The 24,726-nt window shown below is 66.8% G+C and carries 24 protein-coding genes, 1 tRNA gene and 2 pseudogenes; 13 read left to right on the forward strand and 14 right to left on the reverse strand.

Features of this window, described 5'->3' with window-relative positions:
- The first annotated feature begins 44 nt into the window (after window positions 1-44).
- Window positions 45-824 (forward strand): hypothetical protein, encoded by a 780-nt coding sequence (locus ABE522_RS00840; protein ID WP_346589909.1) that lies wholly within the window; start codon window positions 45-47, stop codon window positions 822-824.
- Between the two features lie 79 nt (window positions 825-903).
- On the forward strand, window positions 904-1,677 hold the full coding sequence (locus ABE522_RS00845; RefSeq protein WP_346589910.1) for an EAL domain-containing protein: 774 nt from the start codon (window positions 904-906) through the stop codon (window positions 1,675-1,677).
- Between the two features lie 94 nt (window positions 1,678-1,771).
- Here ABE522_RS00845 and ABE522_RS00850 read toward each other — a convergent pair.
- Window positions 1,772-2,234: pseudogene (locus ABE522_RS00850) on the reverse strand (VOC family protein).
- A 110-nt stretch (window positions 2,235-2,344) separates the two neighbouring features.
- On the opposite strand from ABE522_RS00850, the gene ABE522_RS00855 reads away from it, so the two are divergent.
- A complete protein-coding gene (locus tag ABE522_RS00855) occupies window positions 2,345-2,491 on the forward strand; it encodes an SOS response-associated peptidase family protein (RefSeq protein ID WP_346589911.1) in 147 nt (48 codons plus the stop codon).
- Between the two features lie 45 nt (window positions 2,492-2,536).
- On the opposite strand, the gene arsC is transcribed toward ABE522_RS00855, so the two are convergent.
- Together arsC and arsH are read right to left on the reverse strand one after the other, a co-directional pair.
- Window positions 2,537-2,956 (reverse strand): arsenate reductase (glutaredoxin), encoded by a 420-nt coding sequence (gene arsC / locus ABE522_RS00860; protein ID WP_346589912.1) that lies wholly within the window; start codon window positions 2,954-2,956, stop codon window positions 2,537-2,539.
- On the reverse strand, window positions 2,953-3,693 hold the full coding sequence (gene arsH, locus ABE522_RS00865) for an arsenical resistance protein ArsH (RefSeq protein ID WP_346589913.1): 741 nt from the start codon (window positions 3,691-3,693) through the stop codon (window positions 2,953-2,955). Before arsH ends, arsC begins: the two co-directional genes overlap by 4 nt.
- Window positions 3,694-3,732: 39 nt before the next feature.
- Here arsH and ABE522_RS00870 point away from each other — a divergent pair, with 39 nt between their 5' ends.
- The 3 genes from ABE522_RS00870 to arsB all read left to right on the forward strand — a co-directional run bounded on the left by ABE522_RS00870 (window position 3,733) and on the right by arsB (window position 5,326).
- Window positions 3,733-4,047, forward strand: coding sequence for an ArsR/SmtB family transcription factor (locus ABE522_RS00870; protein WP_346589915.1), 315 nt, complete (start codon window positions 3,733-3,735; stop codon window positions 4,045-4,047).
- 74 nt (window positions 4,048-4,121) lie between these two features.
- The gene (locus ABE522_RS00875; protein ID WP_406846275.1) at window positions 4,122-4,247 is read left to right on the forward strand and encodes a low molecular weight phosphatase family protein; all 126 of its coding nucleotides are present in this window, start codon (window positions 4,122-4,124) and stop codon (window positions 4,245-4,247) included.
- Window positions 4,248-4,267: 20 nt separating this feature from the next.
- Window positions 4,268-5,326 (forward strand): ACR3 family arsenite efflux transporter, encoded by a 1,059-nt coding sequence (arsB, locus tag ABE522_RS00880; RefSeq protein ID WP_346589917.1) that lies wholly within the window; start codon window positions 4,268-4,270, stop codon window positions 5,324-5,326.
- 12 nt (window positions 5,327-5,338) lie between these two features.
- On the opposite strand, the pseudogene ABE522_RS00885 reads toward arsB, so the two are convergent.
- The 5 genes and pseudogenes from ABE522_RS00885 to dtd all read right to left on the reverse strand — a co-directional run.
- Window positions 5,339-5,671: pseudogene (locus ABE522_RS00885) on the reverse strand (sodium-independent anion transporter); the annotation flags it as partial.
- 460 nt (window positions 5,672-6,131) lie between these two features.
- A tRNA-Ile gene (locus ABE522_RS00890) sits at window positions 6,132-6,207 on the reverse strand.
- A 112-nt stretch (window positions 6,208-6,319) separates the two neighbouring features.
- A complete protein-coding gene (locus tag ABE522_RS00895) occupies window positions 6,320-7,231 on the reverse strand; it encodes a cyclic nucleotide-binding domain-containing protein (protein ID WP_346589919.1) in 912 nt (303 codons plus the stop codon).
- 330 nt (window positions 7,232-7,561) lie between these two features.
- The gene (gene rpoD, locus ABE522_RS00900) at window positions 7,562-9,412 is read right to left on the reverse strand and encodes an RNA polymerase sigma factor RpoD (protein WP_346589920.1); all 1,851 of its coding nucleotides are present in this window, start codon (window positions 9,410-9,412) and stop codon (window positions 7,562-7,564) included.
- Between the two features lie 92 nt (window positions 9,413-9,504).
- Window positions 9,505-9,945 carry a D-aminoacyl-tRNA deacylase gene (dtd, locus tag ABE522_RS00905; protein ID WP_346589921.1) on the reverse strand — a complete coding sequence of 147 codons (441 nt, stop codon included), beginning with the start codon at window positions 9,943-9,945 and terminating at the stop codon, window positions 9,505-9,507.
- A gap of 59 nt (window positions 9,946-10,004) precedes the next feature.
- On the opposite strand from dtd, the gene ABE522_RS00910 reads away from it, so the two are divergent.
- The 4 genes from ABE522_RS00910 (at window position 10,005) to ABE522_RS00925 (ending at window position 14,202) form a co-directional block, all read left to right on the forward strand.
- Window positions 10,005-10,922 (forward strand): lauroyl acyltransferase, encoded by a 918-nt coding sequence (locus ABE522_RS00910; protein WP_346589922.1) that lies wholly within the window; start codon window positions 10,005-10,007, stop codon window positions 10,920-10,922.
- A gap of 62 nt (window positions 10,923-10,984) precedes the next feature.
- Window positions 10,985-12,100, forward strand: coding sequence for a GTP cyclohydrolase II RibA (gene ribA, locus ABE522_RS00915; protein ID WP_346589924.1), 1,116 nt, complete (start codon window positions 10,985-10,987; stop codon window positions 12,098-12,100).
- 36 nt (window positions 12,101-12,136) lie between these two features.
- Window positions 12,137-12,658, forward strand: coding sequence for a PH domain-containing protein (locus ABE522_RS00920; protein ID WP_406846276.1), 522 nt, complete (start codon window positions 12,137-12,139; stop codon window positions 12,656-12,658).
- Window positions 12,655-14,202 (forward strand): PH domain-containing protein, encoded by a 1,548-nt coding sequence (locus ABE522_RS00925; protein ID WP_346589926.1) that lies wholly within the window; start codon window positions 12,655-12,657, stop codon window positions 14,200-14,202. Before ABE522_RS00920 ends, ABE522_RS00925 begins: the two co-directional genes overlap by 4 nt.
- 19 nt (window positions 14,203-14,221) lie before the next feature.
- Here ABE522_RS00925 and ABE522_RS00930 read toward each other — a convergent pair whose 3' ends face one another.
- A complete protein-coding gene (locus ABE522_RS00930; protein ID WP_346589927.1) occupies window positions 14,222-15,256 on the reverse strand; it encodes a CDP-glycerol glycerophosphotransferase family protein in 1,035 nt (344 codons plus the stop codon).
- 100 nt (window positions 15,257-15,356) lie between these two features.
- Here ABE522_RS00930 and ABE522_RS00935 point away from each other — a divergent pair, with 100 nt between their 5' ends.
- Window positions 15,357-16,151 (forward strand): glycosyltransferase family 2 protein, encoded by a 795-nt coding sequence (locus tag ABE522_RS00935; RefSeq protein WP_346589928.1) that lies wholly within the window; start codon window positions 15,357-15,359, stop codon window positions 16,149-16,151.
- Window positions 16,152-16,157: 6 nt separating this feature from the next.
- On the opposite strand, the gene ABE522_RS00940 is transcribed toward ABE522_RS00935, so the two are convergent.
- From ABE522_RS00940 to def, 5 genes are all read right to left on the reverse strand, one after another.
- Window positions 16,158-17,384, reverse strand: coding sequence for an O-antigen ligase family protein (locus tag ABE522_RS00940; RefSeq protein ID WP_406846282.1), 1,227 nt, complete (start codon window positions 17,382-17,384; stop codon window positions 16,158-16,160).
- Between the two features lie 187 nt (window positions 17,385-17,571).
- Window positions 17,572-19,293 (reverse strand): glycosyltransferase family 39 protein, encoded by a 1,722-nt coding sequence (locus ABE522_RS00945; protein ID WP_346589932.1) that lies wholly within the window; start codon window positions 19,291-19,293, stop codon window positions 17,572-17,574.
- A gap of 27 nt (window positions 19,294-19,320) precedes the next feature.
- Entirely contained in the window at window positions 19,321-20,652 is a 1,332-nt protein-coding gene (rsmB, locus tag ABE522_RS00950; protein WP_346589933.1) for a 16S rRNA (cytosine(967)-C(5))-methyltransferase RsmB, read from the reverse strand.
- A gap of 4 nt (window positions 20,653-20,656) precedes the next feature.
- A complete protein-coding gene (fmt, locus tag ABE522_RS00955; RefSeq protein ID WP_346589935.1) occupies window positions 20,657-21,580 on the reverse strand; it encodes a methionyl-tRNA formyltransferase in 924 nt (307 codons plus the stop codon).
- Window positions 21,581-21,699: 119 nt separating this feature from the next.
- Window positions 21,700-22,212, reverse strand: a complete 513-nt coding sequence (def, locus tag ABE522_RS00960; protein WP_346589936.1) for a peptide deformylase — start codon at window positions 22,210-22,212, stop codon at window positions 21,700-21,702.
- Between the two features lie 131 nt (window positions 22,213-22,343).
- Here def and ABE522_RS00965 point away from each other — a divergent pair, with 131 nt between their 5' ends.
- Window positions 22,344-23,483, forward strand: a complete 1,140-nt coding sequence (locus ABE522_RS00965) for a LysM peptidoglycan-binding domain-containing protein (protein WP_346589937.1) — start codon at window positions 22,344-22,346, stop codon at window positions 23,481-23,483.
- Between the two features lie 90 nt (window positions 23,484-23,573).
- Complete coding sequence (gene dprA, locus ABE522_RS00970) at window positions 23,574-24,725, forward strand: DNA-processing protein DprA (RefSeq protein ID WP_346589938.1); 1,152 nt, start codon at window positions 23,574-23,576, stop codon at window positions 24,723-24,725.
- Window position 24,726: the final 1 nt, after the last annotated feature.

The raw sequence follows: 24,726 nt of genomic DNA on the forward strand, positions 1-24,726 counted from the left end.
CCGGAGGCGAAGACTGACTTTAGCCCGGAGGTGAATAAAGAATCGTGATGATGGCGTCGCCACGCGCACGCTGCGCCGGCCCTGCTGGTGGGTGCTTCACAGCATGCAGGCTGTTCAAGGGCGATGATGCGCGTCAGCGCGCTGGCGTGCGTCGACTCGACTGGATCAACTTCACCGTGCTTCAGAAGCTTCTCCATTTCGCTCCCCTGATAACCGCAGCCATGACCTGCGTGACGGCGTTGATCTGGGTCGTCTACCTGAGTTTCTTCCTGCGCAGCTATCGTCGCCAGCAGCGCCCTTCCATCCTGATCACGTCCGGCGCCGGGAAGGACCTGGATGCGCATTGCTTCGTGACCAACCTGGGGCTGGAACCGGTCTACCTGCTCGATGTGGTCATCGACCTGATCGAGCCCACCGGCAAGGTCGTTCGCGCTGTCATTCCCGAACGCACCGAGCGCTGGCGCCAGGCTGTTCCCGGCGATGATGATGACGTCCGCCGCGCGACCACCGTGGGAGCACTCAACAGCGGCGGCGAGCGAGACCTGGGACGATTCCGGACGCTTATCGAGCGCGCCAGCATGGACAATCCGGACATCGCCACCGAGGCTGCCTTCTCCAGCCTGGAGGTCACCGTGATCCTGGTCACCGCCAGCCAGGCCGAGCTGTGCGGGGCATCGCGCTGCTACCGGGTGGAGCATCGGCCAGACGCCGAACCCCGACTGAAAGCGATGACCATCAAGGCACGACAGCTGCAGGGCTACTTTGCCCGCCGCACCCTGACCCGCCTGCTGACCGCGCAGATCAGGTCAAGCAGCGGAGGTTGACTGAATGACCTCGGCGTCCACATGACCGTTATGGGCGTCGGCTATTCTCATTGCCTCGACCCGAGCACGGAATCAACGCATGCCTCCCACCGATCTGCGCGCTGGATGCAGCCTATGCCGCGATGCGGATCCGCTGCAGTTCGACTTCAGCTACGCATTTCAGCCCATCGTCGATGTGCAGGCTCGCAGGGTGTTCGCGCACGAAGCACTGGTGCGTGGTCCGGCTGGCGAGCCGGCAAGCTCGGTACTGTCACGTGTCACGGCGGACAACCGCTACTCGTTCGACCAGGCCTGCCGTGAGAAAGCCATCCGGATCGCGGCGTCGTTGAATCTGGAATCACACCTTTCAATCAACTTCCTGCCCAACGCGATCTACCGGCCAGAGGTGTGCATACGCTCTACGCTCCAGGCCGCAGCCCGGCATGGCTTTCCGGTCGAGCGGATCATCTTTGAAACCGTCGAGGGAGAGCAGGTCAGCGATGGCAAGTGGCTGGCCGAGATCCTGAGCGAGTACAAACGGATCGGCTTCAAGACGGCAATCGATGATTTCGGTGCCGGGTTTGCGGGGTTGAACCTGTTGGCCGACTTCCAACCGGACATGGTCAAGCTGGACATGGCGCTGATCCGGGGGATCGACCACAGCCCTGCACGACGCGCGATCGTGGCGGGCGTGGTATCCATGTGCGGGCAGTTGGCTATTGAGGTCATTGCCGAGGGCATAGAGACCCACGATGAAGCGCAGTGTCTGTCGGATCTCGGCATCCGCCTGATGCAGGGCTATTGGTTCGGTCGGCCGCAGTTCGAGCGCGCCGTGCGCCAGGCCGACATTGCCCTGCCAGACATGGGTCGATAACCCAACGAAGAACTAGCGATAACATCCGCCAACAGCGCGTGCGTGCATGGCCGCACCTGACAGTGGTGCCAGTTCACTTTCCTCTGCACGCCCATCACCTGATTGGCGGCTGCATGAACTCGATTGTGATGTGATCGGGGCCGGAGACGTAGGCCGCTAGTGTCCCCTTGCGTGGACCGCCTGGAATGGGTTGTGGACTGCCCTTCGCCTTCCATCCCGCAGCCTCTACACGGGCTATGGCGGAGTGAATATCCTCCACGGTCAAAGCCAGGTGTGCAGCTCCGATCGCACCGGCACTGTCCGGCGCGGCTCCATGCTGGCGACCTCCAGAGTACTGCAGCAGCTCAACCATGAACCCATTCGGCGCCGAAACGATTGCCGTGCGCACGTTCGGATCATCAACGCCTGTAACCTGATACAGGAAATCGCCTCCCATCTCCGATTGGCGTTGCAGCTCGAAACCCAGCGCATGGGTTCCAAAAGTGGATGGATTCGTCCAAGGAGGAAACCGTGAAGCCGGCGTGATCAACGCTAACGAGGTGCGTCGTCTTAGTCATGGCTGCATGATCATAGGGGCCCACTCGGCATGTGGGCCGTCTTTGGGGTGACGGCGTGATGGTGGGTTTCATCAGGAAACCTAGGGGGCGCGGCTTGTTCGGTCAAGCGAATGCGCAATGGCCGCCTCGGCACCTTCACCATCGTCACCGGCGGCAGCAGCGGCGTGTCAGCCGATATCCACGACCGGATGCCGGTGTGGCTGCAGCCTGGCCAGGTCGATAACTGGATGGCCGCCGAGCGGCGACATGGGGCATGACCTCCTGTGGTTCTCAACGGTGGCAAGCCCAGCCCGGCACCGGGATCACAGCATCGAGCTGCCGGCGTGCCCGGTCACCAACTCTCCATCTTCCTTTCGGAACGGTCCGGGCAGCGGCGGCAGGATGTCCAGCACCACTTCCGAAGGCCGGCATAGACGAGTACCCCTGTCGGTTTGTACGAAAGGACGATTGAGGAGTATCGGGTGCGCCAGCATCGCATCAAGCAGCGCGTCGTCGCTCAGTGCTGCGTCGCCCAGCCCGAGTTCGTCATACGGGGTTCCCTTCTGCCGGATGGCATCGCGCACGCTCAACCCCGCCGCCGTAATGAGCTCGACCAGGCGCGCACGGCTGGGCGGGTGTGCCAGGTAGTCGATCACTTCCGGTTCGATCCCGGCGAAGCGGATCAGCGCGAGAGTGTTGCGCGAGGTGCCACACTTAGGGTTGTGGTAGATGACAGCGTTCACGCGCTTTCCTCCTGATTCAGAACGGTCTCGACCACGTCTGCAGCGGCCGCCAGCGCCGCCGCTTCAACGGCGCCCTTGCGCTCACTGTAGCGGTCGACCAGGTAGTCACTGCGCCCGCGCACCAGCAGGGTGAACTTGACCAGTTCCTCCATCACGTCCACCACGCGATCGTAATACGCTGAAGGCTTCATACGACCTTCGTCGTCAAACTCCTGCCACGCTTTGGCGACCGACGACTGGTTGGGGATCGTCACCATCCGCATCCATCGGCCGAGCACGCGCAGCGCGTTGACCACGTTGAACGACTGCGAGCCGCCGCAGACCTGCATCACGGCCAGCGTGCGACCCTGGGTAGGGCGCACGCTCCCCTCTTCCAGTGGCAGCCAGTCGATCTGGTTCTTGAATACTGCGGTAAGGGTGCCGTGGCGTTCCGGGCTGACCCATACGTGGCCCTCCGACCACAGCGAGGCTTGGCGAAGCTCCTGCATCTTTCGGTGGGTAGCCGGCACCGAGTCAAGCATCGGCAGCTCGTGTGGATCGAACAGGCGGGTTTCCGCCCCGAGCTGTTCCAACAGCCGCTGAGCCTCCAGCGCCAGCTTGCGGCTGAACGACTGAGGTCGCAGCGAGCCGTACAGGATAAGGATGCGCGGGCGATGGGGCTGCGCAGCGCGGTCGCTGAGCTTGGTGGCCGTCGGGATGTCCAAGGCACTCGGGACCACGTTGGGGATCTGCTGCACGGGGTTGTCCTGCGATATCGATTCCATTATTCTAGAATCATGGAACATAAAGACGCAACCCACGCCTTGGCGGCCCTGGGTCATGCCACCCGCCTGTCGATCTTCCGCCTTCTGGTTAAGGCTGGCAGTGTCGGCAAGCTGGCCGGCGACATTGCCCAGGCGCTCTGCTTGCCTGGCGCCACACTCTCCTTCCACCTGAAGGAACTGCTGACCGCGGGACTGATCAGCGCCGAGCAACGTGGCCGGACCATCTGCTACCGGGCCGAGTTCGTGGCGATGAACGAGCTGGTGGCCTACCTGACCGAAAACTGCTGTGCCGACGAACAGGCCTGTGAACGGCCCGCAGGCTGCTGAGTCCTTACCCCAGAGATCGCCAAAATGACCCGTCGTGTTCTGCGTGCCCGGTTGCGTCTGGCGATTTCGTGCGGATGCACTGGGGTCTGTTCGATCCGGCCGGCGCTGAAGGCTCGGATGCACAGAAGGCTGAAGCATTCGACCGGGCACATCAGATCATCCTCAAGGCCCAGCTCGATCCGATTGCGCAGATCCACTGACCGTCCTCCCGGAAAATTCCATGACCACTGACACCTCCCGCCTGTCCTTTCTGGACCGGTACCTGACGCTGTGGATCTTCGCCGCCATGGCGCTCGGCATCGGCCTGGGCGCTTTGTTCGAGGGCGTGCCCAGCGCGCTCAACAGCCTGTCAATTGGATCAACGAACATCCCGATTGCGATCGGTTTGATTATGATGATGTACCCGCCGCTGGCGAAGGTGAAGTACGAGGAACTGCCCACGGTCTTCGCCGACAAGCGCGTGCTGATGCTCTCGCTCCTGCAGAACTGGATTGTCGGTCCGTTCCTGATGTTCGGCCTGGCCGTGCTGTTCCTGCGCGACTACCCCGAGTACATGACCGGCCTGATCCTGATCGGGCTGGCCCGCTGCATCGCCATGGTGCTGGTGTGGAACCAGCTCGCCCGCGGCGACGCCCAGTATGTTGCTGGGCTGGTGGCATTCAACTCGATCTTCCAGATCGCGCTGTTCAGCGTCTACGCGTGGTTCTTCCTGTCCTGGTTGCCGCCGGTGTTCGGGCTGCAGGGCAGCGTCATCGATGTCAGCTTCTGGACCATTGCCGAGGCGGTGCTGATCTACCTGGGCATTCCGTTCCTGGCCGGCTTCCTCACCAGTCGATGGCTGAAGGCGCGTAATGGGTTGCGCTGGTACGAAGAGAAATTCCTGCCTGCTATCAGTCCGATCACCCTGGCTGCGCTGCTGTTCACCATCGTGGCAATGTTCAGCCTGAAGGGCGGCGACGTGCTGCGGATTCCGATGGACGCGGTACGCATCGCGATCCCGCTGACCCTGTACTTCATCATCCAGTTCGTCATCAGTTTCTTCATGGGCAAGCTGATCGCCAAGGATTATCCGCGCACCACTGCGGTCGCATTTACCGCAGCAGGCAACAACTTTGAACTGGCCATCGCGGTAGCCATCGCGGCCTTCGGCCTGTCTTCGCCGGTCGCATTCGCCGCTGTCATCGGCCCGCTGGTGGAAGTGCCGGTACTGATCCTGCTGGTCCACGTCGCCCTGCGGCTGGGCAAACGCTACTTTCCTGCCGATGCACGGAGCCGCTGAGCCTGGGGGCCCTGGAACATCCAGATAGTCGAGGCTGCTCACGAACTGCCCGGCAGACGCGAAGAACACTTGCCATTTCACAACGTAGACGCGCGAATCGGTGTCGACTGGCATGTCGTCGATGATCAACATCCTGCCGACCTTGCGGGCGAAGAAGACTGCCGACAGAATCACGCCTGTCAACATGCCCTTGGCTAGGTCGCGGGTAGCCACGATCACGATGACCGTGTCAGTCATCACAACTGAAAAGCTCTCGGGATCAATGGCCAGTTCGCGCAGCGAGCGCCAGCTGAAGGTGCCGATGCCGACCATGATCATCATCGCGACCAGTGCGGCCAGTCCAATCGTCAGCAGCCGGCGCAGCCGCCGACGCCCAGCAAGGCCAATCACCTATTCCGCTAGCTCCGTCGCACGCTGGCCTGGGGTGTGCGGAGTGGACACTGCACGCACAACCCTGCCGCGGGCGTTCGACAGGCAAAGGAGGCGAAACAACATCGGATGCCGACGCCAGATGCCTTCGATCTGGTGCTGGTGTTCGCACGCGAGCGTGGTGCTCGGCCGTCGTATACGAAGGGCAGCTGCCCCGCGTACATCCTGCATGGCCTGAAGCACCGAGGTGTTACGGATACCGCAGGCAACCGTGGCGACAAGCAGGATGCAGCGGGTCATCAGTCGCCGACCACGACAGGGCGCTACGACCATGCTCTGCCCGTCGTGAAACCTCCACGACGCCGCTGATTTTTCCGGCAATTGTTCCGCCAGCTCTTATCAAGCACTTCGCGGAACCCTAAGTGCCCGATTTCTTTGGTGGGCCCACCAGGATTCGAACCTGGAACCAAAGGATTATGAGTCCTCTGCTCTAACCGTTGAGCTATAGGCCCGCTTGCGGCCGCCCAGTCTAATGCAAGCCCGTGGTCGCACTCCAGACACCGGTGCGTCATCGCGCAATACCCACAACGTGCCGACTGCTGACGGTCGGCACGTCACCACTCATCACGCCACCGCGAACGGCCCCTGCCGCTCGAAGTAACGTCGCAGGCGGGTACAGGCCGGGGCGAGCACGGCCTCCAGCTCATCGCTGGAATCCGGCTGCCACGTCACGTTGACCACGCCCGGCAGGTCGTCCACGCCGGCATGCGCGCCGCGGGCTTCCAGCAGCACGGTGCGGTCGCTGCCGAGCACGCCCAGCAGCACGCCGGTCTCCAGCAGCAGCGCGTCCCGCGTGGCCGGCCATGCATCGGCCGTTGCCGGTGCGTTGTCGTCACCGGAGATCACCACCGCGAAATCAACGCCCGCCGCCAGCTCCTGCAGGCGCTGCACGGACAGCCCTCCACTGCGGGCCAGGCCATCCTGCCACTGGCGCACGGTGAAGCCTTCGCAGGCCAACGTTTCCTGCACCACCTGCGCCGCCGCAGCCGCCTGCGGCGACGCCAGCACCAGCACCTTGGTGCGGTCGCGGGCACTGCCGATGTGGTCGTTGCGCTGGTACAGCCTGCGCGCCAGTTCCTGCGCCACGTAGCGGTGGATCTGCGGGAACTGCTCGGCAAGGTCCTCCAGGCGGGCCGCACTGACACGCGCGACGACACTGGGTTCGGCGGCCACCACGGTCGCCGAGCGGATCTGCGTCGGCTGCACGGCGGCCATCTCGCCCACGTGCTCGCCGGCATGGCGTCGTGCGACGCGCTTGCCATTGACGAACACGTCGAAGGATCCGGTCACGATGAAGTAGACGTCATTGTCCACTCCACCCTGGTGGATGACGGCGGCACCGGTCTGGGCCTCCAGCAAGGTCACGCTGCTGGCGAGTGCTTCGGCGAGCGCCTTGTCGCCGCGTACCAGTTTCTGCTCGGACAGCGTGTACAGCAGGTTGCGGCGACCCTCGTCACCGGTGAAGCGAGCCAACATTGAAGTCCCCCTGTGGACTGCATCCGTCATGGATGGCATATGCAGATTAACCCTGATCTGTGACGTAGAGCACACGTTTTTGGCAAATTCATGTGGAACCGCTGAACAACCTGAATACGGTCATACACATCAAGGGTCCGCTGGAACCCAGGGGCCTGATACGGCAGTCCATGTTACGAAACAGGTTACGTAAAATTCGACATTGTTTCATGTGATTCTTTTAAAAACAGTAGCTTATGAATTTCATTGTTACGTAATAAAGCCCTTGGCAGCCAACAAAAAACCCCGCCGGAGCGGGGCTTTTCAAAACACTTCAGGACCCGACGGTGATCAGTCGATATCCAGGAAGCTGCGCAGCTGCTCGGACCGGCTCGGGTGACGCAGCTTGCGCAGCGCCTTCGCTTCGATCTGGCGGATGCGCTCGCGGGTGACGTCGAACTGCTTGCCGACTTCCTCGAGGGTGTGGTCGGTGTTCATGTCGATGCCGAAGCGCATGCGCAGCACCTTGGCTTCCCTCGGGGTGAGGCCGGCCAGCACGTCGCGCACGGTTTCAGACAGGTTGATGTTGGTGGTGTTCTCGATCGGGGACTCCACGTTGGTGTCCTCGATGAAGTCGCCCAGATGGGAATCCTCGTCGTCGCCGATCGGGGTTTCCATCGAGATCGGCTCCTTGGCGATCTTCATCACCTTGCGGATCTTGTCTTCCGGCATGTCCATTTCCTTGGCCAGCTCCTCCGGCGTGGCCTCGCGGCCGTACTGCTGGAGCATCTGGCGGGAAATGCGGTTCAACTTGTTGATCGTTTCGATCATGTGCACCGGAATACGGATGGTGCGCGCCTGGTCGGCGATCGAACGGGTGATGGCCTGGCGGATCCACCAGGTGGCATACGTGGAGAACTTGTAGCCGCGACGGTACTCGAACTTGTCCACGGCCTTCATCAGGCCGATGTTGCCTTCCTGGATCAGGTCGAGGAACTGCAGGCCGCGGTTGGTGTACTTCTTGGCGATGGAGATGACCAGGCGCAGGTTGGCCTCGACCATTTCCTTCTTGGCCTTGCGCGCACGGGCTTCGCCGTAGGCCATCGCACGGCTGATTTCCTTCAGGTCATCCAGGCTCAGCAGGGTGCCCTTCTCGATATCGATCGTGGCCTGCTGTTCGGAGATGATCTGGTCCTTGACGTCACGCAGGGCCGAGGACCACTTCTGCTTGCGCTTCAGTGCATCTTCCACCCACTCAAGGTTGGTCTGGTTGCCTTCCCACGAACGGATGAAGTCCTTGCGCGGCATGCGCGCGGTGACCGTGGCCAGGTTCAGCACGCGACGCTCATGCGACTTGATGCCGGCCATGGTGTCGCGCAGCTGCCTGGTCAGCACGTCGGTCAGCGGCAACGGCAGCTTCAGGGTGACGAACACCGCCGACATCTCCTCGCGGAGCTTCAGCAGGTTCTTGCCATCGCCCTTGGCGGCCGCCTTCTTGAAGGCATTGAAGGCATCGGCCAGCGCCTGCATGCGCGCAGCGACTTCTTCCGGATCCGGGCCGGTCGGGCCGGCTTCTTCCTCGGCGTCGTCGCCGTCTTCTTCCTCGTCGTCGTCCTCGTCGGCATCAGCGTCGTCGCTGGTGTCTTCGACGACGGCCGGGGCCGGCACTTCTTCGGACAGGTCGTTGAAGCCGACAATCACTTCGGCCAGGCGCTTCTTGCCTTCCTTGTGCGCTTCATAATCGGACAGCAGCGATTCGACCGACACCGGGAACAGGCCGAGTGCGGCCTGGACCTGGCCCAGGCCTTCTTCGATGCGCTTGGCGATGGCGATTTCGCCTTCGCGGGTCAGCAGCTCGACCGTACCCATTTCGCGCATGTACATGCGCACCGGGTCGGTGGTGCGGCCACCTTCGGTGTCGAGTGCGGTCAGTGCGGCAGCGGCTTCTTCAGCGGCGGTGTCATCCACCTCGCGGTTGCCGGTGTTGCCGTCATTGAGCAGCAGGGTTTCCGCATCAGGGGCCACTTCATGGACATCAATGCCCATGCCGTTGATCATGCCGATGATGTCTTCGATCTGCTCCGGATCGACCATGTCGTCGGGCAGGTGATCGTTGACTTCGGCATAGGTCAGGTAGCCCTGTTCCAGGCCCTTGCTGATCAGTTGCTTGATTTCGGATTGGGCAGGACGTTCGTTGGCCATGGATGCTCGCGCCACCGGCTGGAGTAGGAAAAGGGAACGTAGCATTATACCAGCCCCTCGCCCGGCCTGCCCGGGCGGTGGTCCCGGGGGGGTCAGGGCCTGAGCAGGAAGGTCACAGGACCGTCGTTGACCAGGCTGACGACCATATGGGCGCCAAAGCGTCCCGTTTCCACCCCGAAGGCATGTTTTTCACGACATATCTCCACAAAACGGTTGAACCCGCGTTCAGCCTCGTCCGGTGGGGCGGCCGTGGTGAAGCTGGGGCGCATGCCCGATCGGGTGTCTGCCGCCAGGGTGAACTGGCTGACCAGCAGCAGACCGCCGCCCGTGTCGCGAAGAGACCGGTTCATTTTTCCGGCCTCGTCAGCGAATACACGGTAGCCGAGCAGCCGATCGGCCATCCGCTGCAGCTGGGCCTCCGAATCGCCAGGCTCCATGCCCACCAGGGCCAGCAGCCCCGGGCCGATCTGCCCCACGGGGTGATCATCGACGTGGACGGCGGCCTGGCTGACGCGCTGGATCAGGACAAGCATGGGAACTCCGGGCAGGGGCAGCCCGCCACCTTAGCAGCGGCCACGGTAAACTTCGCCGGATGAATCCGGAACGCAAAGCCCGGCTGGCCTACCGGGCCGCCACCCTGTTCACCCGCCTGCCGTGGCCGGTCCTGCGCGGCTTCGCCCACGCCCTGGCCTGGGCATGGATCCGCGGCAACGCGCGGGAAAGCCGGGTGACCCGGCGCAACCTGGAACTGGCCTACCCGGAACTGGACGGCGTACAGCGCGCGCGGATGCACCGCGACGTATTGCGCTCCACTGCCCTGCAGGCCGTGGAAACCCTGTGGCTGTGGACCCGACCAGCCGCCGCCAACCTGCGCGGGCACTTGCAGGAACGCCACGGCGAGGCGCTGTACGACGCCGCGCTGGCCTCCGGCAAGGGCGTGATCGTGGCCGCTCCGCACTTCGGCAACTGGGAGCTGTTGAACCAGTGGCTGGCCTCGCGCGGGCAGATCGCCATCGTCTACAAGGCCCCGGAAGACCCCGCCGGCGATGCCTTCCTGCAGATCGTGCGCGGCGGCGACGGCGTGCGCCAGGTCCGCGCCGAAGGCCCGGCCGTGCGGCAGTTGTTCAAGGTGCTCAAGGACGGCGGCGCTACCGGAATCCTGCCCGACCAGCAGCCCAAGGCCGGCGATGGCGTGTTCGTGCCGTTCTTCGGCATGCCCGCGCTGACCATGACCCTGGTCAACCGGCTGGCCGAGCGCACCGGCGCCACCGTGCTGTATGGCTGGTGCGAGCGCACCGGCCCGGACATGCAGTTCGCCCTGCACCTGGAAGCCGCCGATCCGGCAGTCGCCGACCCGGACCTGCACGTGGCCGCCGCCGCACTGAACGCCGGCATCGAGCGCATCGCACGGCGTGACCCGGCGCAGTACCAGTGGACCTACAAGCGCTATACCCTGCGCCCGGACGACCAGGAGCCCAACCCGTACGCCACCGCCAGGCATCCACACTGACGGTTGATTCCGTCGTCGTGGCCCCCATTTATCGCTTGCTTACTCCCTGCCCCGGTCCTGCCATGCCTGCTGCTGCCCCCTCCCTGTTTGGTGACCCGGCGGCGATCCGTTGCGAACGCGCGGTCGCCGAACTGCGATCCGGACGCCCGGTGGTGATCACCGGCGATGCGCAGCAGCGGATGGCGGTGATCGCGCTGGACAGCGCCACCCGGCGCAGCTTCGATGCCTTCGCCGGGCTGGCCGCCGGCCGCCATTACCTGTTCCTGACCGAGACCCGTGCCCGCGTGCTGGGCATGGAAGCGCCGCAAGGCGTGCGCCTGCCACTGCAGGGGGTCGACTTCGATGCCCTGCCCTCGCTGGGCTACCTGCGCGAGCCCGGCCCGATGCCGGCAGACGCAAGCGCCGGCGATGCGCTGGATGCCGGTGCCGTGGAGCTGGCACGGCTGGGGCTACTGCTGCCGGCAATGGTCGGCCTGCCGCTGGACCCGGCGGATTCGCGCTTTGAAGCAGCCGCCCAGGTCGCCCTGTGCGACCTGGCCGAAGGCGCTGCCCACGCGGCGCACGACTACGAACTGGTAGCCCGCTCACCCGTGCCGCTGCGCGACATCGGCATGACCACCTTCGCGGTGTTCCGCGGTGGCGTGGCGCAGCGCGACCAGGTCGCGATCATCGTCGGTCAGCCCGACCTTGCCACCGTGGTGCCGGTGCGCGTGCATTCGTCCTGCCTGACCGGTGATCTGTTCGGCTCGTTGAAGTGCGACTGCGGCGACCAGCTGCGGCGCGGCCTGCACAAGCTGAAGGAACTCGGCGGCGGTGTGCTGCTGTACCTGGACCAGGAAGGTCGTGGCACCGGCATCGCCGCCAAGATGCGCGCCTACGGTTACCAGCACGACGGACTGGACACCATCGACGCCGATGCGCAGCTCGGCTTCGGCGCCGACGAGCGCCGCTACGGCAGCGCGGTCGCGATGCTGCGTGGGCTGGGAATCGCGCGGATCGCACTGCTCAGCAACAACCCGACCAAGGCGCAGCGCCTGCGCAATGCGGGCATGGACGTGGTCGACTGCATCCCGGTCACCGGTGACATCACGGTGGAGAACGAGCAGTACCTTCGCACCAAGGCCGCGCGCGCCGGCCACCTGCTGGACGTGGACGCACTGATCCAGGCCGCCCAGTAGCATGGCGCAGGCCCGGCCCTGCTAACGTTGTCGCCAATGCCTGCACCCGGAGCCTGCGTGACCTCACCTTCAACCTCCACTGACATGCCCGACGGCTGGCAGCTGCTGCCGCTGCGCGCGGCACGCCTGGCCGCACTCGGCGGACTGCCGGCCGGCGCGGTATTCCCCGGCCTGCCCGCCGCCGCGGCCTGGTGGCTGCTGGACCTGCCGGGCGGTATCGCAGCGGCCGTCGCTTGGCTGCTGGCCGGGGCGCTGCTGGGCGCACGGATCGGCTGGCGGCGGATGCGCCGCACATGGTGGCGGCTGGATGGCACCGGGCTGGGCCTGCGCCGGGACCTGTGGTGGCAGCGCGATACCCGCGTGCCGACCTCGCGCGTGCAGCATCTGGACGTCCGTCGCGGCCCCTTGCAGCGCCGCGTGCGGCTGGCCACGCTGGTGGTCCACACCGCCGGCAGCCGCTTCAGTGCGGTGGTGCTGGACGGCCTGGACGAGGCCGATGCCGAGCACCTGCGCGACACGCTGGCGCGCCAGCTGGACCAGGACGCCGACGCCCTGTGAGCACCGCGCCTCCGCCCTTGCCGACCGCCGACCACGAGCGCCGGCTGCATCCGTGGTCGTGGCTGTTCGTGCTGATCCTGCAGCTGCGCCAGTACCTGCTGCCGCTGGTCGCGCTGCTGGTGTTCGGCCAGCGCGGCGACCGCGACCCGCTATGGGCCCAGCTGGGCCCGCTGATCGTCATCGTGGTGCTGGTGCTGGCTTCGGTGCTGCAGTACCTGAGCTACCGTTACCGGATCGGCGAGGACGGCATCAGCATCCGCAGCGGCGTGTTTTCCCGCAACCGGCGAGAGATCCCGTTCGCGCGCATCCACAACGTGGTGGTGCACCAGAACCTGCTGCACCGGCTGTTCGGGGTGGCCGAACTGCGGCTGGAATCGGCCGGTGGCAACCGCCCTGAAGCCGAGATGCGCGTGCTGCGGCTGGATGAGGCGTTGGCGCTGGAGCAACGCGTACGCCACCGCGGTCCGGCGCCGCCGCAGGTGGACGCTGCCCGCACCGACGACGGCGCGCCGCCGCCGCTGCCGGAGACCGAAGAGCGCCACCTCCTGCTGCGCATGACCACCCGCGAAGTAGTGAAACTGGGCCTGCTGTCCAACCGCGGCTGGGTGATGGTGGCCGCGGCGCTGGCGGCGTTGGTGCAGGTGGTGCCCCGGCGCAGCATGGATGCGTTCGTCGAGCAGGGAGGTCGCCAGGCCTTCGGCTACGCCAGCGGGCTGCAGCCCGGGATCGGCGGCCTGCTGCTGCTGGCAGCCGCCCTGCTGATCGTCGGCTGGCTGGCCCTGCGCGCGCTGTCGGTGCTGCTGGCCCTGTTGCGCTATTACGGCTTCGAACTGAGCGAACAGCAGCGGCGGCTGACCGTCAGCAGCGGGTTGCTGAGCAAGGTCCGCAGCAGCGTGGCACTGCGCCGCATCCAGGCCTGGACGCTCAGTGAAACGCTGCTGCAGCGGTGGGCCGGCCGGCGCCAGCTGCGCATCGACAGTGCCGCCAGCCAGGGCACTGAAGACAACCAGCAGCGCGGACTGCGCGAGCTGGCTCCACTGGCCACCCCACAGGCCTGCGATGCACTGGTGCGCCACCTGCTGCCACAGGTGCAGTGGCCGCCTGCGCAGTGGCAGCCGGTGCCGCTGCGCGGAAGCTGGCGCCTGTGCCTTACCAGCCTGTGGCTGACCCCGGTGCTGGCCGCAGGATTGACCTGGCGCTGGGGCTACCTGGGCCTGCTGGTGCTGGCCTGGGTACCGGTGGCGCTGTGGACGGCACGCCTGCAGATGGCGCGCATCGGCTGGCACCTGGACGGCCAGCATGTGGCACTGCGGGGTGGCTGGTGGCGCCGCTGGTGGCGCTGGGCGGAACTGGACAAGCTGCAGGCGCTGCGCCTTTCACGCTCGCCGCTGGACCGTCTGCTGGGCACCAGCAGCGTCTGGCTGGATACCGCCGGTGCACGCGGCGATGTCGCACTGTGCCTGCGCTATTTGCCGCAGGCGCAGGCCGCGGAGGTGCTGGAAACACTCGGTGCGGCGCTCGCCCGGCGCAAGCTGCGCTGGTGATCCAGCGCCGCACGCGGGGTCAGCGGGTGCGCGCCGGACCCCAGTAGCCGATGCGCCGGCGCAGCTTGATCTTGCGCCAGAAGTTCAGCGGCTTGGGCTTGCGGTTGCGCCCACCTTTGGCGACGAAGTCATCGATCGCCTGCAGGATCCGCTCGCTGGAACGCCCGTCGCGGTAAGGATGCAGCGTATCGGCGAACTCGCGGATGGCCGCCATCAGCGCCGGCGGCCGGGCGAGTGCACGCCGGATCGCGCCTTCGAATTCGGCCGGGTCATCGATGTCGATGAGCTGCGGGCCGGGGCGGCGGTTCTTGAAGGTGACCACCGGCTTGTAGGTCAGCAGGAACTCGTTCAACGCCGAAGACGTGTCCGAACACATCAGGTCGACCTGCGGGAACAGCTCCAGGATGTTGTCGTTGTCTGCAAACCGCAGGTACTCGTTTTCCAGCGCGCGGTAGCGCGCCACGATCTCCGGATCCATCTTCGGATGGAAGGTGACGATCCAGCGCCACTCGCCGGTGCGCGACAGCCGCGCGATCTCGTCATGCAACACGCCGGCCGCGCTCCAGGACGGTGAGAACGTCGAGTGGTACAGCACCACCGGCGGTTCACGCACGGGTTCGGGCTGTGCCGGCAGCTGGCTCATGAACGGGTCGATCTTCGGGAATCCGGTCTCCACCACCGCGAAATGGCCCTGCGCCTCGGCCAACGCCGAGAACGCGGCCGTGTCACGCGGGCCGGTGGTGCAGTACAGATCGAAGAAACCGCGCACGTAGATGTGCCGCGGCTTGCCCGCATCGAAGCCATGGAAGGTTTCCACCTTCACGCCGGGAAAGAAGTGCGGCACCGCATTGGACGAGGTGATCACCGCATAGGGGTCCCAGGCGCGCACCTGTTCCACCGTCAACAGGGTTTCATCCGCGGCGAGGTCTTCCGCCCCGGGGCCGTCGAAGAACCAGGCCGTCTCGTCGCCGCGCGCCCGGATCGCCGCCTGCACGGGCCGCAGGATGGCCAGCGCGTAACGTTCCGATCCGTACAACAGGTAGTGGCGTGGCACGTCGGTCTGCTCCTCTTCGATGGCCGGCGGCTAGTATCGCATCGCCAATCGGCGGTGTCGCTGCTAGGCTCTGCGACGAACACGCCCAAGGCCCGGTTGCATGACCTCTACCCGACCCGAACCGCGCGCGCCCTTGTCGGCCTGCATCATCACCTTCAACGAGGCCGACCGACTGGCCGACTGCCTGGCCTCGCTGTCCTTCTGCGATGACATCGTGGTGGTGGATTCTTTTTCCACCGACGCCACCGTGGAAGTCGCCCGTGCCGCCGGCGCCCGCGTGCTGCAGCGCCGCTTCGATGGCTTCCGCAGCCAGAAGGACTTCTGCGTGCAGCAGGCCGCGCATGACTGGGTGCTGTGCCTGGACGCCGACGAGCGCGTGTCCGCACCGCTGCGCCACAGCATCGAAGCGGCGCGCGCGGCCGGCTTTGACAGCGTCGCCGGCTATCGCTTCGCGCGCTGCTCGGAGTACTACGGACGCTTCCTCAAGCACGGCACCGCCTACCCGGACCGCGTACTGCGGCTGTTCGACCGCCGTCGTGGCGGCTGGCGCGGCGACCGCGAAATCCACGAAGCGGTATCCCTGGACGGACCGGCGGGCCTGCTGGCAGGCGACCTGCTGCACCATCCGTTCCGCAACTTCATGCAACTGCTGGACAAGAAGCAGAAGTACGCGCGGATGATGGCCGAACACGAGTTCGCCCGTGGCCGCAGGGCCACCCTGGCCAAGCTGGTGCTGGCCCCGGCATGGCGGTTTTTCCGTGGTTACGTGCTGCGCGGTGGCATGCTGGATGGTTGGCCGGGGCTGATCGAATCCTTCGTCAGTGCCAACTACGTGCGGCAGAAGACGATCATGCTGTGGCTGCTGCAGAACGGGCAGCCGGTCGGCGGAAAGTAACCCCGCTCAGGCCGCGCCGGGCGCGGCAGCGCTGCACAGCCGATGCTGGTGGCGCAGGGCTTCCAGCCGCGACAGCCCGGCCAGCGCGCCGACGATGGAAGCGTAGAAGCTGGCGGTGATCTGGTGGGCGAACATCGACTGGGTCAGCCCGCACAGGATGTAGCTGACCACGATCATCACCCCGGCGGCCGCCGGCCCGCGGAAGGTGGAACGGCCACTGCGGCGGTGCAGCCACAGGAACAGCCACAGCGGCACGCCGTACACGGCCAGCAGCAGCAGGGCGCCCGGCGCGCCCTGGGTGGCGCCCCATTCGGCGAGGTCGTTGTGCGCATGGCCGAGGTGGCAACGCGGTTCCATCGGGTTGTCGCGGCACTCCGGCAAGCGCTGCATGGCGGTGTCGAAATGGCCCACGCCCACGCCGGTCAACGGATGGTCGACGAAGGTGTCCCAGGCAACCTGGAGGCGCTCCACGCGCGCACCTGCCGACGAATCGGTATCGCCGTGCTCGAGCCGCCGCACGTCGTTGTGCAGCTCGGTCAGCCGCACCTGCTGGCGCAGCTCCGGCACGGCGACAAGCGCCACGCCGGCCACGCCCAGCATCGCCGCCAGGATCAGCAGCCGCAGGCGCAAGGTGCGCCAGCGCAGGCTCAGCGCCATCACCAGGAATACCGCCAGCAGCGCCAGCAACGCACCGCGGCTGCCGGTCAGCACCAGCGCCGCGCACCCCAGGGCCAGCGCCGGCAGGCCCCAGGCCCAACCGCGTACACCGTGGGGCCGGCAGAACAATGCGAGCACCAGCAGCATCACCACGATGTCCGCCAGCACGATGGCATTGGTGAACAGCTCCGCACGCGGCGCCCCTCCCAGCACCTGCCGCAACGACAGCACGAAGACCAGCACCAGTCCCACCAGGGCGCCACGCCACAGCCAGCGCAGCCGAAGGTCGAGCGCACACACCCACAGCGCGATCCACGGCATGACGAAGAACCGCGAGCGGTTGTCCACGTCGCGGAAGCCATGTTCGAACAGCAGCATCGACACCACCCCGCCCACGAGGACCGCCAGCATCAGCAGCGCCAGCACCTTGACCGTCGGCCCGGCGTCGCGGCGGGCATCCCACAGCAGCCCGGGCACCAGCACGGTACTGGCCAGCAACAGCAGCCCGAACGGCAGCAGGTTGACCGGCGTGGAGACCACCAGCGCCGGCATCAGCAGCAGCCCCAGCTGGCCCATGCCGCGGGCGATGCGCGTGCGCGCGCCCTGCGGTGGCTCGAATCGGCCCAGGTCACGGGTGTAGCGGTAAGCAGGCAGACTCACGGGATCATCGTCAGGTCAGGTCGGCAACAGGCAGGATTCTGGGCAGCCGATACCGAACCCGCGCTGTCCGCTGGAACGCAGCATGCCGCTGGCCGCGCGCCGCTCATTCTTCGAACTGCCGCGCCTGCAGCGCACGCTCGCGCTCGAGCGCATCGGCAGGCAGCGAGCAGGCACCGTGGACAGCGGCGGCCGGCACCAGCCACCAACGACGGCGGTTGGAGATTCCGGCCAACTCGGCGCGGCTGCGGTCCACGCAGGGCAACAGGGCATCCTGCTGCACCAGCAGCCAGCGCGTGGCCGGCGCCTGCGCCTGCCAGTCAACGCCATCGCGAAGCTGCGCATCCCAGCCCTTCTGGAAGCCGAAGGTGGCCGCCGGTCGATCGGCCATCAGCAGGTTCTGCTCTTTCCACGCGACCAGCCCGAGTTCGGCGTCGGGCCCGATGCGCTGGCCAACGGCGTGCATCAGTCCACTGGCCGAGCTGGCACTGTTCAACAGCGGATACCCGACCAGGCTGTACAGCAACCAGATCACGGTCAGCGTGGACACCACGCCCAGATGTGCGCGGCGATGCCCAAAGGCCAGCAGGCTTGCCAGGCCCCAGCAGCCCATCGCCACGGCGGCCCAGGCCAGCGAGGCGATGGCGGCCTGGTCGATGCCGCGCGAGCCCATCAACCTCGCTTCCAGGCCTCCCTGGCCGGTCAGCAGGGCGCCGCCCGCGCCAAGCGTGAACAGCGCCAGCCCTGCAGTGAAGGCCGCCAGCAGCCACTGGAACGCGCGCTTGCGCAGCAGTCCGGGCAGCAGGGGCGCCAGCGCCAGGCAGAACATCGGCAGCGAAGGCAGGATGTAGACGTCGCGCTTGCCGTCGGGGATGGAGAAGAACAGCACGATCAGCGCCCACCAGCCCAGCAGGACCAGGTAGCGCGGATCCCGCCGGCGCAGCCGCCGCCACCACGCCGGGATCGCCCAGGGAACGGCCAGGAACGCCGGAATCCACATCGACGGCATGGTCCCGAGGAAGTACCACCACGGCTGGTGGTGGTCCCAGGACTGCGCATAGCGGCCAGCGGTCTGGCGGAACAGGATGTCGTCCATGTAGGCGCGGTACTCGACCGACCCCGTGGACAGGGCGACGACCACCATCGGCACCAGCCACAGCGCGATCGCCAGCAGGAACAGCAGCGGCGCTACCCAGAACCGCCAGTGGCGGACACTCAGCCCCACCCCGCGCCAGCCCCATACCGACGCCAGCGCGGCCGGGATGATCATCAGCAGCGCGACCACGCCCACGCCCTTGGTGATCACCCCCAGCCCGGCGGCGAACCAGCCAAACCACCACCAGCCCCACGCCGGCCCCAGCAGCAGGTGCCGGATCAAGCCATAGTTGGCCAGGGTGATGAAGAACACGATCAGCGGATCGATCTGCGCCTTCTTCGACTGGAACGTGAAATGCAGTGCGAACAGCAGCAGCCAGGCTGCGTACAGGCCCACCCGCCGCGTCCACAGCCGGCGCCCGAGGTCATGCACGCACCACAGGGTGCCCAGCGCAGCCAGCATCGAGGGCAGCAGGAAGGCGATGCGCCAGTTGCCGATGATCGAGTACAGCGTGGCCTGCAGCCACATCAGCATCGGCGGTTTGTCCGAATACAGCTCCAGCCCGCGGTGCGGGAACAGCCAGTCGCCACTGGTCACCATCTGCTTGGCGACCAGCGCGAAGCGCGGCTCGTCCGAGGGCCAGGGATCGCGCAGGCCGAGCCCCGCACCCAGCACCAGCAGGGCCATCAGGACCAGCAGCCAGGTTTCGCGTGAAGCGCGTGTGGTCAGCATGGGCACCGCTTGATCGGAAAAAAGGTATCAGGCGCTTTTTAGCAGACGCGCATAGAAAAAACCGTCGCCGCCGTCGTCACCGGGCAGGCGCTGGCGTCCCGCCCCCGCGCAGTCAATGCCGAATCCGACATCCAGCGCGTCGGCGGAGGCATCCGGATGCCACTTCAGGAAGGCCTGCACCTGGTCGATGTTCTCGGCACGCAGGATCGAGCAGGTGGCATACAGCAGCACGCCGCCCGGACGCAGCATCGACCAGCAGGCTTCAAGCAACCGTGCCTGCACGCCCACCAGCGCATCGACGTCCTCCGCGCGACGGTGGAACATCACGTCGGGCTGGCGACGGATGATGCCGGTCGCCGAACACGGCGCATCAAGCAGGATCGCGTCGAACGGCACCCCGTCCCACCACGAACCGGGATCACTGGCATCGGCTGCCTTGACCTGCGCATCGGCACCGACGCCGGTGCGGGAAAAGGTGTCCTTGACCCGCGCCAGCCGGCGCGCATCGATGTCCAGCGCCAGCAGGCGCAGCGACGGATCACGTTCCAGCAGATGCGCGGACTTGCCACCCGGGGCGGCGCAGGCGTCGAGCACGCGCGCTCCCCGCGGGGGCGACAGCGCATCGGCGGCGCACTGCGCGGACAGGTCCTGCACCGACAGCGCGCCCTCGTTGAAGCCGGGCAGCTGGTTGACCGCCGCCGAGGACGCCAGGCGGATCGCATCCGCGCTCACCGGACCGGCCTCGGCGGCGATGCCGGCGGCCTCCAAAGCGGCCAGCGACGCTGCGCGGTCACCCTGCTGGCGGTTGACGCGCAGCCACAATGGCGCCGGCTGCAGGCTGGCGGCGAAGATCGCCCCCGCCTGTTCCGGCCAATCGCGCTCGATGCTTTCTGCCAGCCAGCCCGGGAACGCATCGCGGGGTGGCTGTTCCGGGAATCCTTCGCGCTGCGCACGGCGCAGGATCGCGTTGACCAGGCCCGCCTGGCGCTCACGCCCCAGGGCGCGGGCGGCATCGACCGTGGCCGACAGCGCGGCGTGGGCCGGCAGTTCGAGCACGTCCAGCTGCGCGAACCCGACCATCAGCAGCGTGCGCAGGTCGGCATCGCGCGCCGACAACGGCTTCTGCATCCAGCTGGCCAACGCCGCGTCGTAAGTGCTGCGCCGACGCAGCACCGCAAAGCACAGCGCTTCCAGCAACGCGCGGTCGCGGGTGTCGGCCAGCTTGGGCAGCGCCCAGGCCAGTTCGGCCTTCAGCGAACGCCCGCGGGTGAACACCTGGGCCAGCACGCGCGCGGCCAGCATGCGCGTGGCGGCGCCAGGCGCGGCGTGGGAGATCTTGAGGTCATCCTGCTTGCTCACCGGCTCAGGCTCCCGTGCGCAGGTCGCGGCGCGCGTTGAGGTAGTCGGCGGCGGTGATCGCCTTGCCGCCCTCACGCTGCAGCACGCGCAGGCGCAGCGCGCCCTGCCCGCAGGCGATGTCGATACCCTCGCGTGCGGCGGCGATCACCGTCCCCGGCGCGTGCCCGCCATTGTCATCCAGCGCCACCGCGCCATGGATCCGGACCCGTTCGCCGGCCAGCTGTGCTTCGGCGATCGGCCAGGGATTGAACGCCCGCACGCTGCGCGCCAGCGATGCGGCATCCGCGCTCCAGTCCAGCCGGGCTTCTGCCTTGTCCAGCTTGTGCGCATAGGTCACGCCTTCGGTCGGCTGCGGCTGCACCACCGGCTTCAGGCCGGCGCGGAGCAGGCCGAGGCCATCGGCCAGCACCTGCGCGCCCAGTTCGGCCAGCTTGTCGTGCAGCTGTCCGCCGGTGTCCGTCGGCAGGATCGGCAGCGCCTGCTGCAGCAGCACCGGACCGGTATCCAGGCCGGCTTCCATCTGCATCAGGCAGACACCGGTCTGCGCATCCCCGGCCTGGATGGCACGCTGGATCGGCGCCGCACCACGCCAGCGCGGCAGCAGCGAGGCGTGCACGTTCCAGCAGCCGTGGGTGGGGATGGCCAGCACCGCGCGGGGCAGGATGAGGCCGTAGGCCACCACCACCATCAGGTCCGGCTGCAGGTCCTGCAGCTGCTGCCGGGCGGCCTCGTCCTTGAAGTTTTCCGGCTGGAAGACCGGGATGCCACGGGCGACCGCTTCCAGCTTCACCGGCGACGGCGCCAGGCCCCGCCCGCGTCCGGCCGGACGGTCCGGCTGGGTGTAGACGGCCACCACTTCGTGATGGCGCGCGGCCGCACGCAGCGACGACACCGCGAACTCCGGCGTACCGGCAAAGACAATCCTCATGGTCACCCCATTGCGCAGGCCAGCGACCTGCAGGTCAGAAAACGGCACCGCGCTCCGGTGCCGCAGGGTCCGCGCAGGCGCGGACGGTCGACACGGCAGCGGCCGTGCCGGGTGAAGGATCAGGCGACGTGCTTGCGCGCCTTGGCCAGCTTCTTGCGCACCATCTCGCGCTTCAGCGGCGACAGGTAGTCGATGAACAGCTTGCCGTCCAGGTGGTCCATTTCATGCTGCACGCAGACCGCCAGCAGGCCGTCGGTGGCCAGCTCCTGCGGCTGGCCCTGGCGGTCCAGGTAACGCACGGTGATCTGGTCGGCGCGGGTGACGTCGGCAAAGATGCCGGGCACCGACAGGCAGCCTTCCTGGTACACCTGGCCACCGTCGTGCTGGACGATCTCCGGGTTGATGAAGACCATCGGCTGGTTCTTTTCTTCACTCACGTCGATGACCATGAAGCGCTTGTGCACGTCCACCTGGCTGGCGGCAAGGCCGATGCCGGGGGCTTCGTACATGGTCTCGAACATGTCCGTCAGCAGGGTCTGGAAGGCCGGCGTGGCGACCTCGGCGGCGTCGACCGACACGGCCTTGGTGCGCAGGCGCGGATCGGGAAACTCGAGAATTGGGAGCAGTGCCATGGCAGTAATCGTCTGGGTGGGGGCCGGTCAACGCCGGCCTGCGTTGTAATTCTATCGCCAACGCTTGCCCTGCGCCCCGGTTTCTGGACTATAGTGCGCCAACCTGTTGGGGAACCGGGCTGACCACTCCTATGTTGCTAAGAATCCGCACGGTCGTCGCCGCGGCGATGTTGACCGTTGCCGCCTATGCTACCGCCGTTGAAATGAACGGGCACCCGACCACCTATGTCGTCCAGAAGGGCGACACGCTGTGGGACATCTCTGCGCGTTTCCTGAAAAAGCCTTGGCTTTGGCCGGAAATCTGGCAGGCGAATCCCCAGGTGGCGAACCCGCACCTGATCTATCCGGGCGATGTGCTCAGCCTGGCCTACCTGGACCGCGTCGTCGCGCGCCAGGACGCCGGACCGCGCCAGGAAGCGCCGATCACCGGCATTCCGCTGTCCCAGGTCGAGCCCTTCCTGAAAGAACTGAGCGTGGTCGATCGCATCGACCACCTGCCTTACGTGGCGGGGCTGGAAGACAACCGCCTGCGTGCGACCGCCGGCCAGCTGGCCTACGTGCACGGCCTGGAAGGCGCCGCAGTGGGCCAGCGCTACGCCGTGGTCCGCCCGACCGTGCGCTATGCCCTGCCCAAGCCGTCCGAAGACCTGGACGCCAGCGGCCGCACCACGCCGGGCAGCGGCAACCTGTGGAAGGACTTCACCGTCCCGAACAAGCGTCCGCACCAGCAGCTGGGCTATGAGCTGGCCAAGGTCAACGTCGGCACCATCACGCGCCTGCCCTCGGGCAAGGTGGAGGTGGCAACGCTGGCGCTGCAGGGTACCGGCGACGGCCGCGAGGTGCGCGCCGGTGACCGCCTGGTCCCGGTGGAAGCCACGCCGTACGACCTGCAGTTCTTCCCGCATGTCCCGGCGCCGGGCACCGATGGGCTGGATGTCCGGGTGCTGGCGGTAGCGGACATGCTGCTCTCCGGCGGCGCGCGCGATGTCATCGCCTTGTCGGCGGGCAGCGCGCAGGGCGTGGACAACGGTACAGTGTTCTCGCTGTGGCGGCAGGGCAGCCACGTCAAGCACGTGATGAAGGTACCGAACTCGTCGCAGATGGACGATTCGCGCGTCGACGGCAACAACCGCCTGACCATGCCGGATGAATATGCCGCCCATGCCATGGTGTTCCGCACGTTCGACAACGTCAGCTATGCGCTGGTGATGGAAGGCATCAAGCCGGTACTGGTGGGCTACAACGCCCGTCATCCCGACGCGACGGAATAAGGGGGCTGACGGCCGGCGGCCGTCTCCCACCGACAGCAGACCGCAGCGGCGCCCTAGGGCGCCGTTGTCGTATGCACGGCAGGCTGGGCCATGGATGAGGAAACCCGCGCACTGTTGACACTGATTCTTGCCGGCGGGGGGCTGGCGGCGCGGCGCGCGCTGGCCTGCGCTCGCCCCAGCGTGGCCGCCGCGCTGGACGCCGGACCGGTCGCCTGGCGCCAGGCAGGCTGCTCGCCCGGCCAGCAACGCCACTTGGCCGCACCCGATGCCGGCGCGCTGGACGACGCCATGCGCTGGCTGCGGCAGGCTGACCACCACCTGCTGGCGTCCGCCGACGACCGCTTCCCGGACCTGCTGCGCAGCATCCCGGAGCCGCCCTTGGCGCTCTTCGTGGACGGTGATCCGGCTGCGCTGTGGCACCCGGCCATCGCCGTGGTGGGCAGCCGTTCGCCGACCCCGGCCGGGCGGGCGCTGGCAGCGGAGTTCAGTGCCGGCTTCTGCACGGCAGGGCTGGCGGTGACCAGCGGACTTGCCGCCGGCGTGGATGCAGCGGCCCACCGCGCGGCACTGGCCGTCGGCGGCATCAGCGTGGCAGTCATCGGCAACGGACCGGACGTGGTGTTCCCGTCGCACCACGTTGCGCTCCAGCGCGAAATCGCCACGCGGGGTGCCGTCGTCAGCGAGTACCCGCCGGGCACGCCGGCCCGGCCCGCGCATTTCCCGGCGCGCAACCGGCTGGTCGCCGGCCTGACCGTAGCGACGGTGGTGATCGAAGCCGCCAACCGCTCGGGTGCACTGATCACCGCACGCCTGGCCGCCGAAGCCGGACGCGAGGTCTGCGCCCTGCCCGGTTCGGTTCGTAATCCGCGGGCGGCCGGCTGCCACCGCCTGATCCGCGACGGCGCCGCGCTGGTGGAAGCTCCGGGCGACGTGATGGCCCTGGTCGCGCCCATGCTGGCCAGGGCCCTGCCTGACTTGCAAAGTCGCCTCCAGGCCCCCACTGAACGGGGACGGCGAGCCCATCTTCCTGCACACCTGGCGTCCGACCCGGACTACCAGACCTTGTGGAAAGCGCTCGACCACGACCCAATCCCTATGGATTCATTGATCACGCACTGTGGATTGACGGCCGCCCGGCTGTCCTCCATGCTGCTGGCCATGGAACTGGCGGGTATCGTGGTGTGCGAACACGGCCGCTACTGTCGAAACCCTGGTTTCCCAACCTCCACAGCGTCCAGATGAC

The organism is Stenotrophomonas lacuserhaii, from assembly GCF_039674585.1.
GTDB lineage: Bacteria > Pseudomonadota > Gammaproteobacteria > Xanthomonadales > Xanthomonadaceae > Stenotrophomonas > Stenotrophomonas pennii_A.

Bases quoted from the DNA above. Each gene is read 5' to 3' on its own strand.
- dprA (WP_346589938.1), top strand. From the start codon at position 23,574: ATGGATGAGGAAACCCGCGCACTGTTGACACTGATTCTTGCCGGCGGG.
- arsB (WP_346589917.1), top strand. From the start codon at position 4,268: ATGACCACTGACACCTCCCGCCTGTCCTTTCTGGACCGGTACCTGACG.
- ABE522_RS00855 (WP_346589911.1), top strand. From the start codon at position 2,345: ATGCGCAATGGCCGCCTCGGCACCTTCACCATCGTCACCGGCGGCAGC.
- rpoD (WP_346589920.1), bottom strand. From the start codon at position 9,412: ATGGCCAACGAACGTCCTGCCCAATCCGAAATCAAGCAACTGATCAGC.
- ABE522_RS00920 (WP_406846276.1), top strand. From the start codon at position 12,137: ATGCCTGCACCCGGAGCCTGCGTGACCTCACCTTCAACCTCCACTGAC.
- ABE522_RS00945 (WP_346589932.1), bottom strand. From the start codon at position 19,293: ATGCTGACCACACGCGCTTCACGCGAAACCTGGCTGCTGGTCCTGATG.
- ABE522_RS00870 (WP_346589915.1), top strand. From the start codon at position 3,733: ATGGAACATAAAGACGCAACCCACGCCTTGGCGGCCCTGGGTCATGCC.
- ABE522_RS00935 (WP_346589928.1), top strand. From the start codon at position 15,357: ATGACCTCTACCCGACCCGAACCGCGCGCGCCCTTGTCGGCCTGCATC.
- ABE522_RS00875 (WP_406846275.1), top strand. From the start codon at position 4,122: ATGCACTGGGGTCTGTTCGATCCGGCCGGCGCTGAAGGCTCGGATGCA.
- def (WP_346589936.1), bottom strand. From the start codon at position 22,212: ATGGCACTGCTCCCAATTCTCGAGTTTCCCGATCCGCGCCTGCGCACC.
- dtd (WP_346589921.1), bottom strand. From the start codon at position 9,945: ATGCTTGTCCTGATCCAGCGCGTCAGCCAGGCCGCCGTCCACGTCGAT.
- ABE522_RS00895 (WP_346589919.1), bottom strand. From the start codon at position 7,231: ATGTTGGCTCGCTTCACCGGTGACGAGGGTCGCCGCAACCTGCTGTAC.
- ABE522_RS00965 (WP_346589937.1), top strand. From the start codon at position 22,344: ATGTTGCTAAGAATCCGCACGGTCGTCGCCGCGGCGATGTTGACCGTT.
- fmt (WP_346589935.1), bottom strand. From the start codon at position 21,580: ATGAGGATTGTCTTTGCCGGTACGCCGGAGTTCGCGGTGTCGTCGCTG.
- ABE522_RS00940 (WP_406846282.1), bottom strand. From the start codon at position 17,384: ATGGGCCAGCTGGGGCTGCTGCTGATGCCGGCGCTGGTGGTCTCCACG.
- ABE522_RS00845 (WP_346589910.1), top strand. From the start codon at position 904: ATGCCTCCCACCGATCTGCGCGCTGGATGCAGCCTATGCCGCGATGCG.
- ribA (WP_346589924.1), top strand. From the start codon at position 10,985: ATGCCTGCTGCTGCCCCCTCCCTGTTTGGTGACCCGGCGGCGATCCGT.
- ABE522_RS00910 (WP_346589922.1), top strand. From the start codon at position 10,005: ATGAATCCGGAACGCAAAGCCCGGCTGGCCTACCGGGCCGCCACCCTG.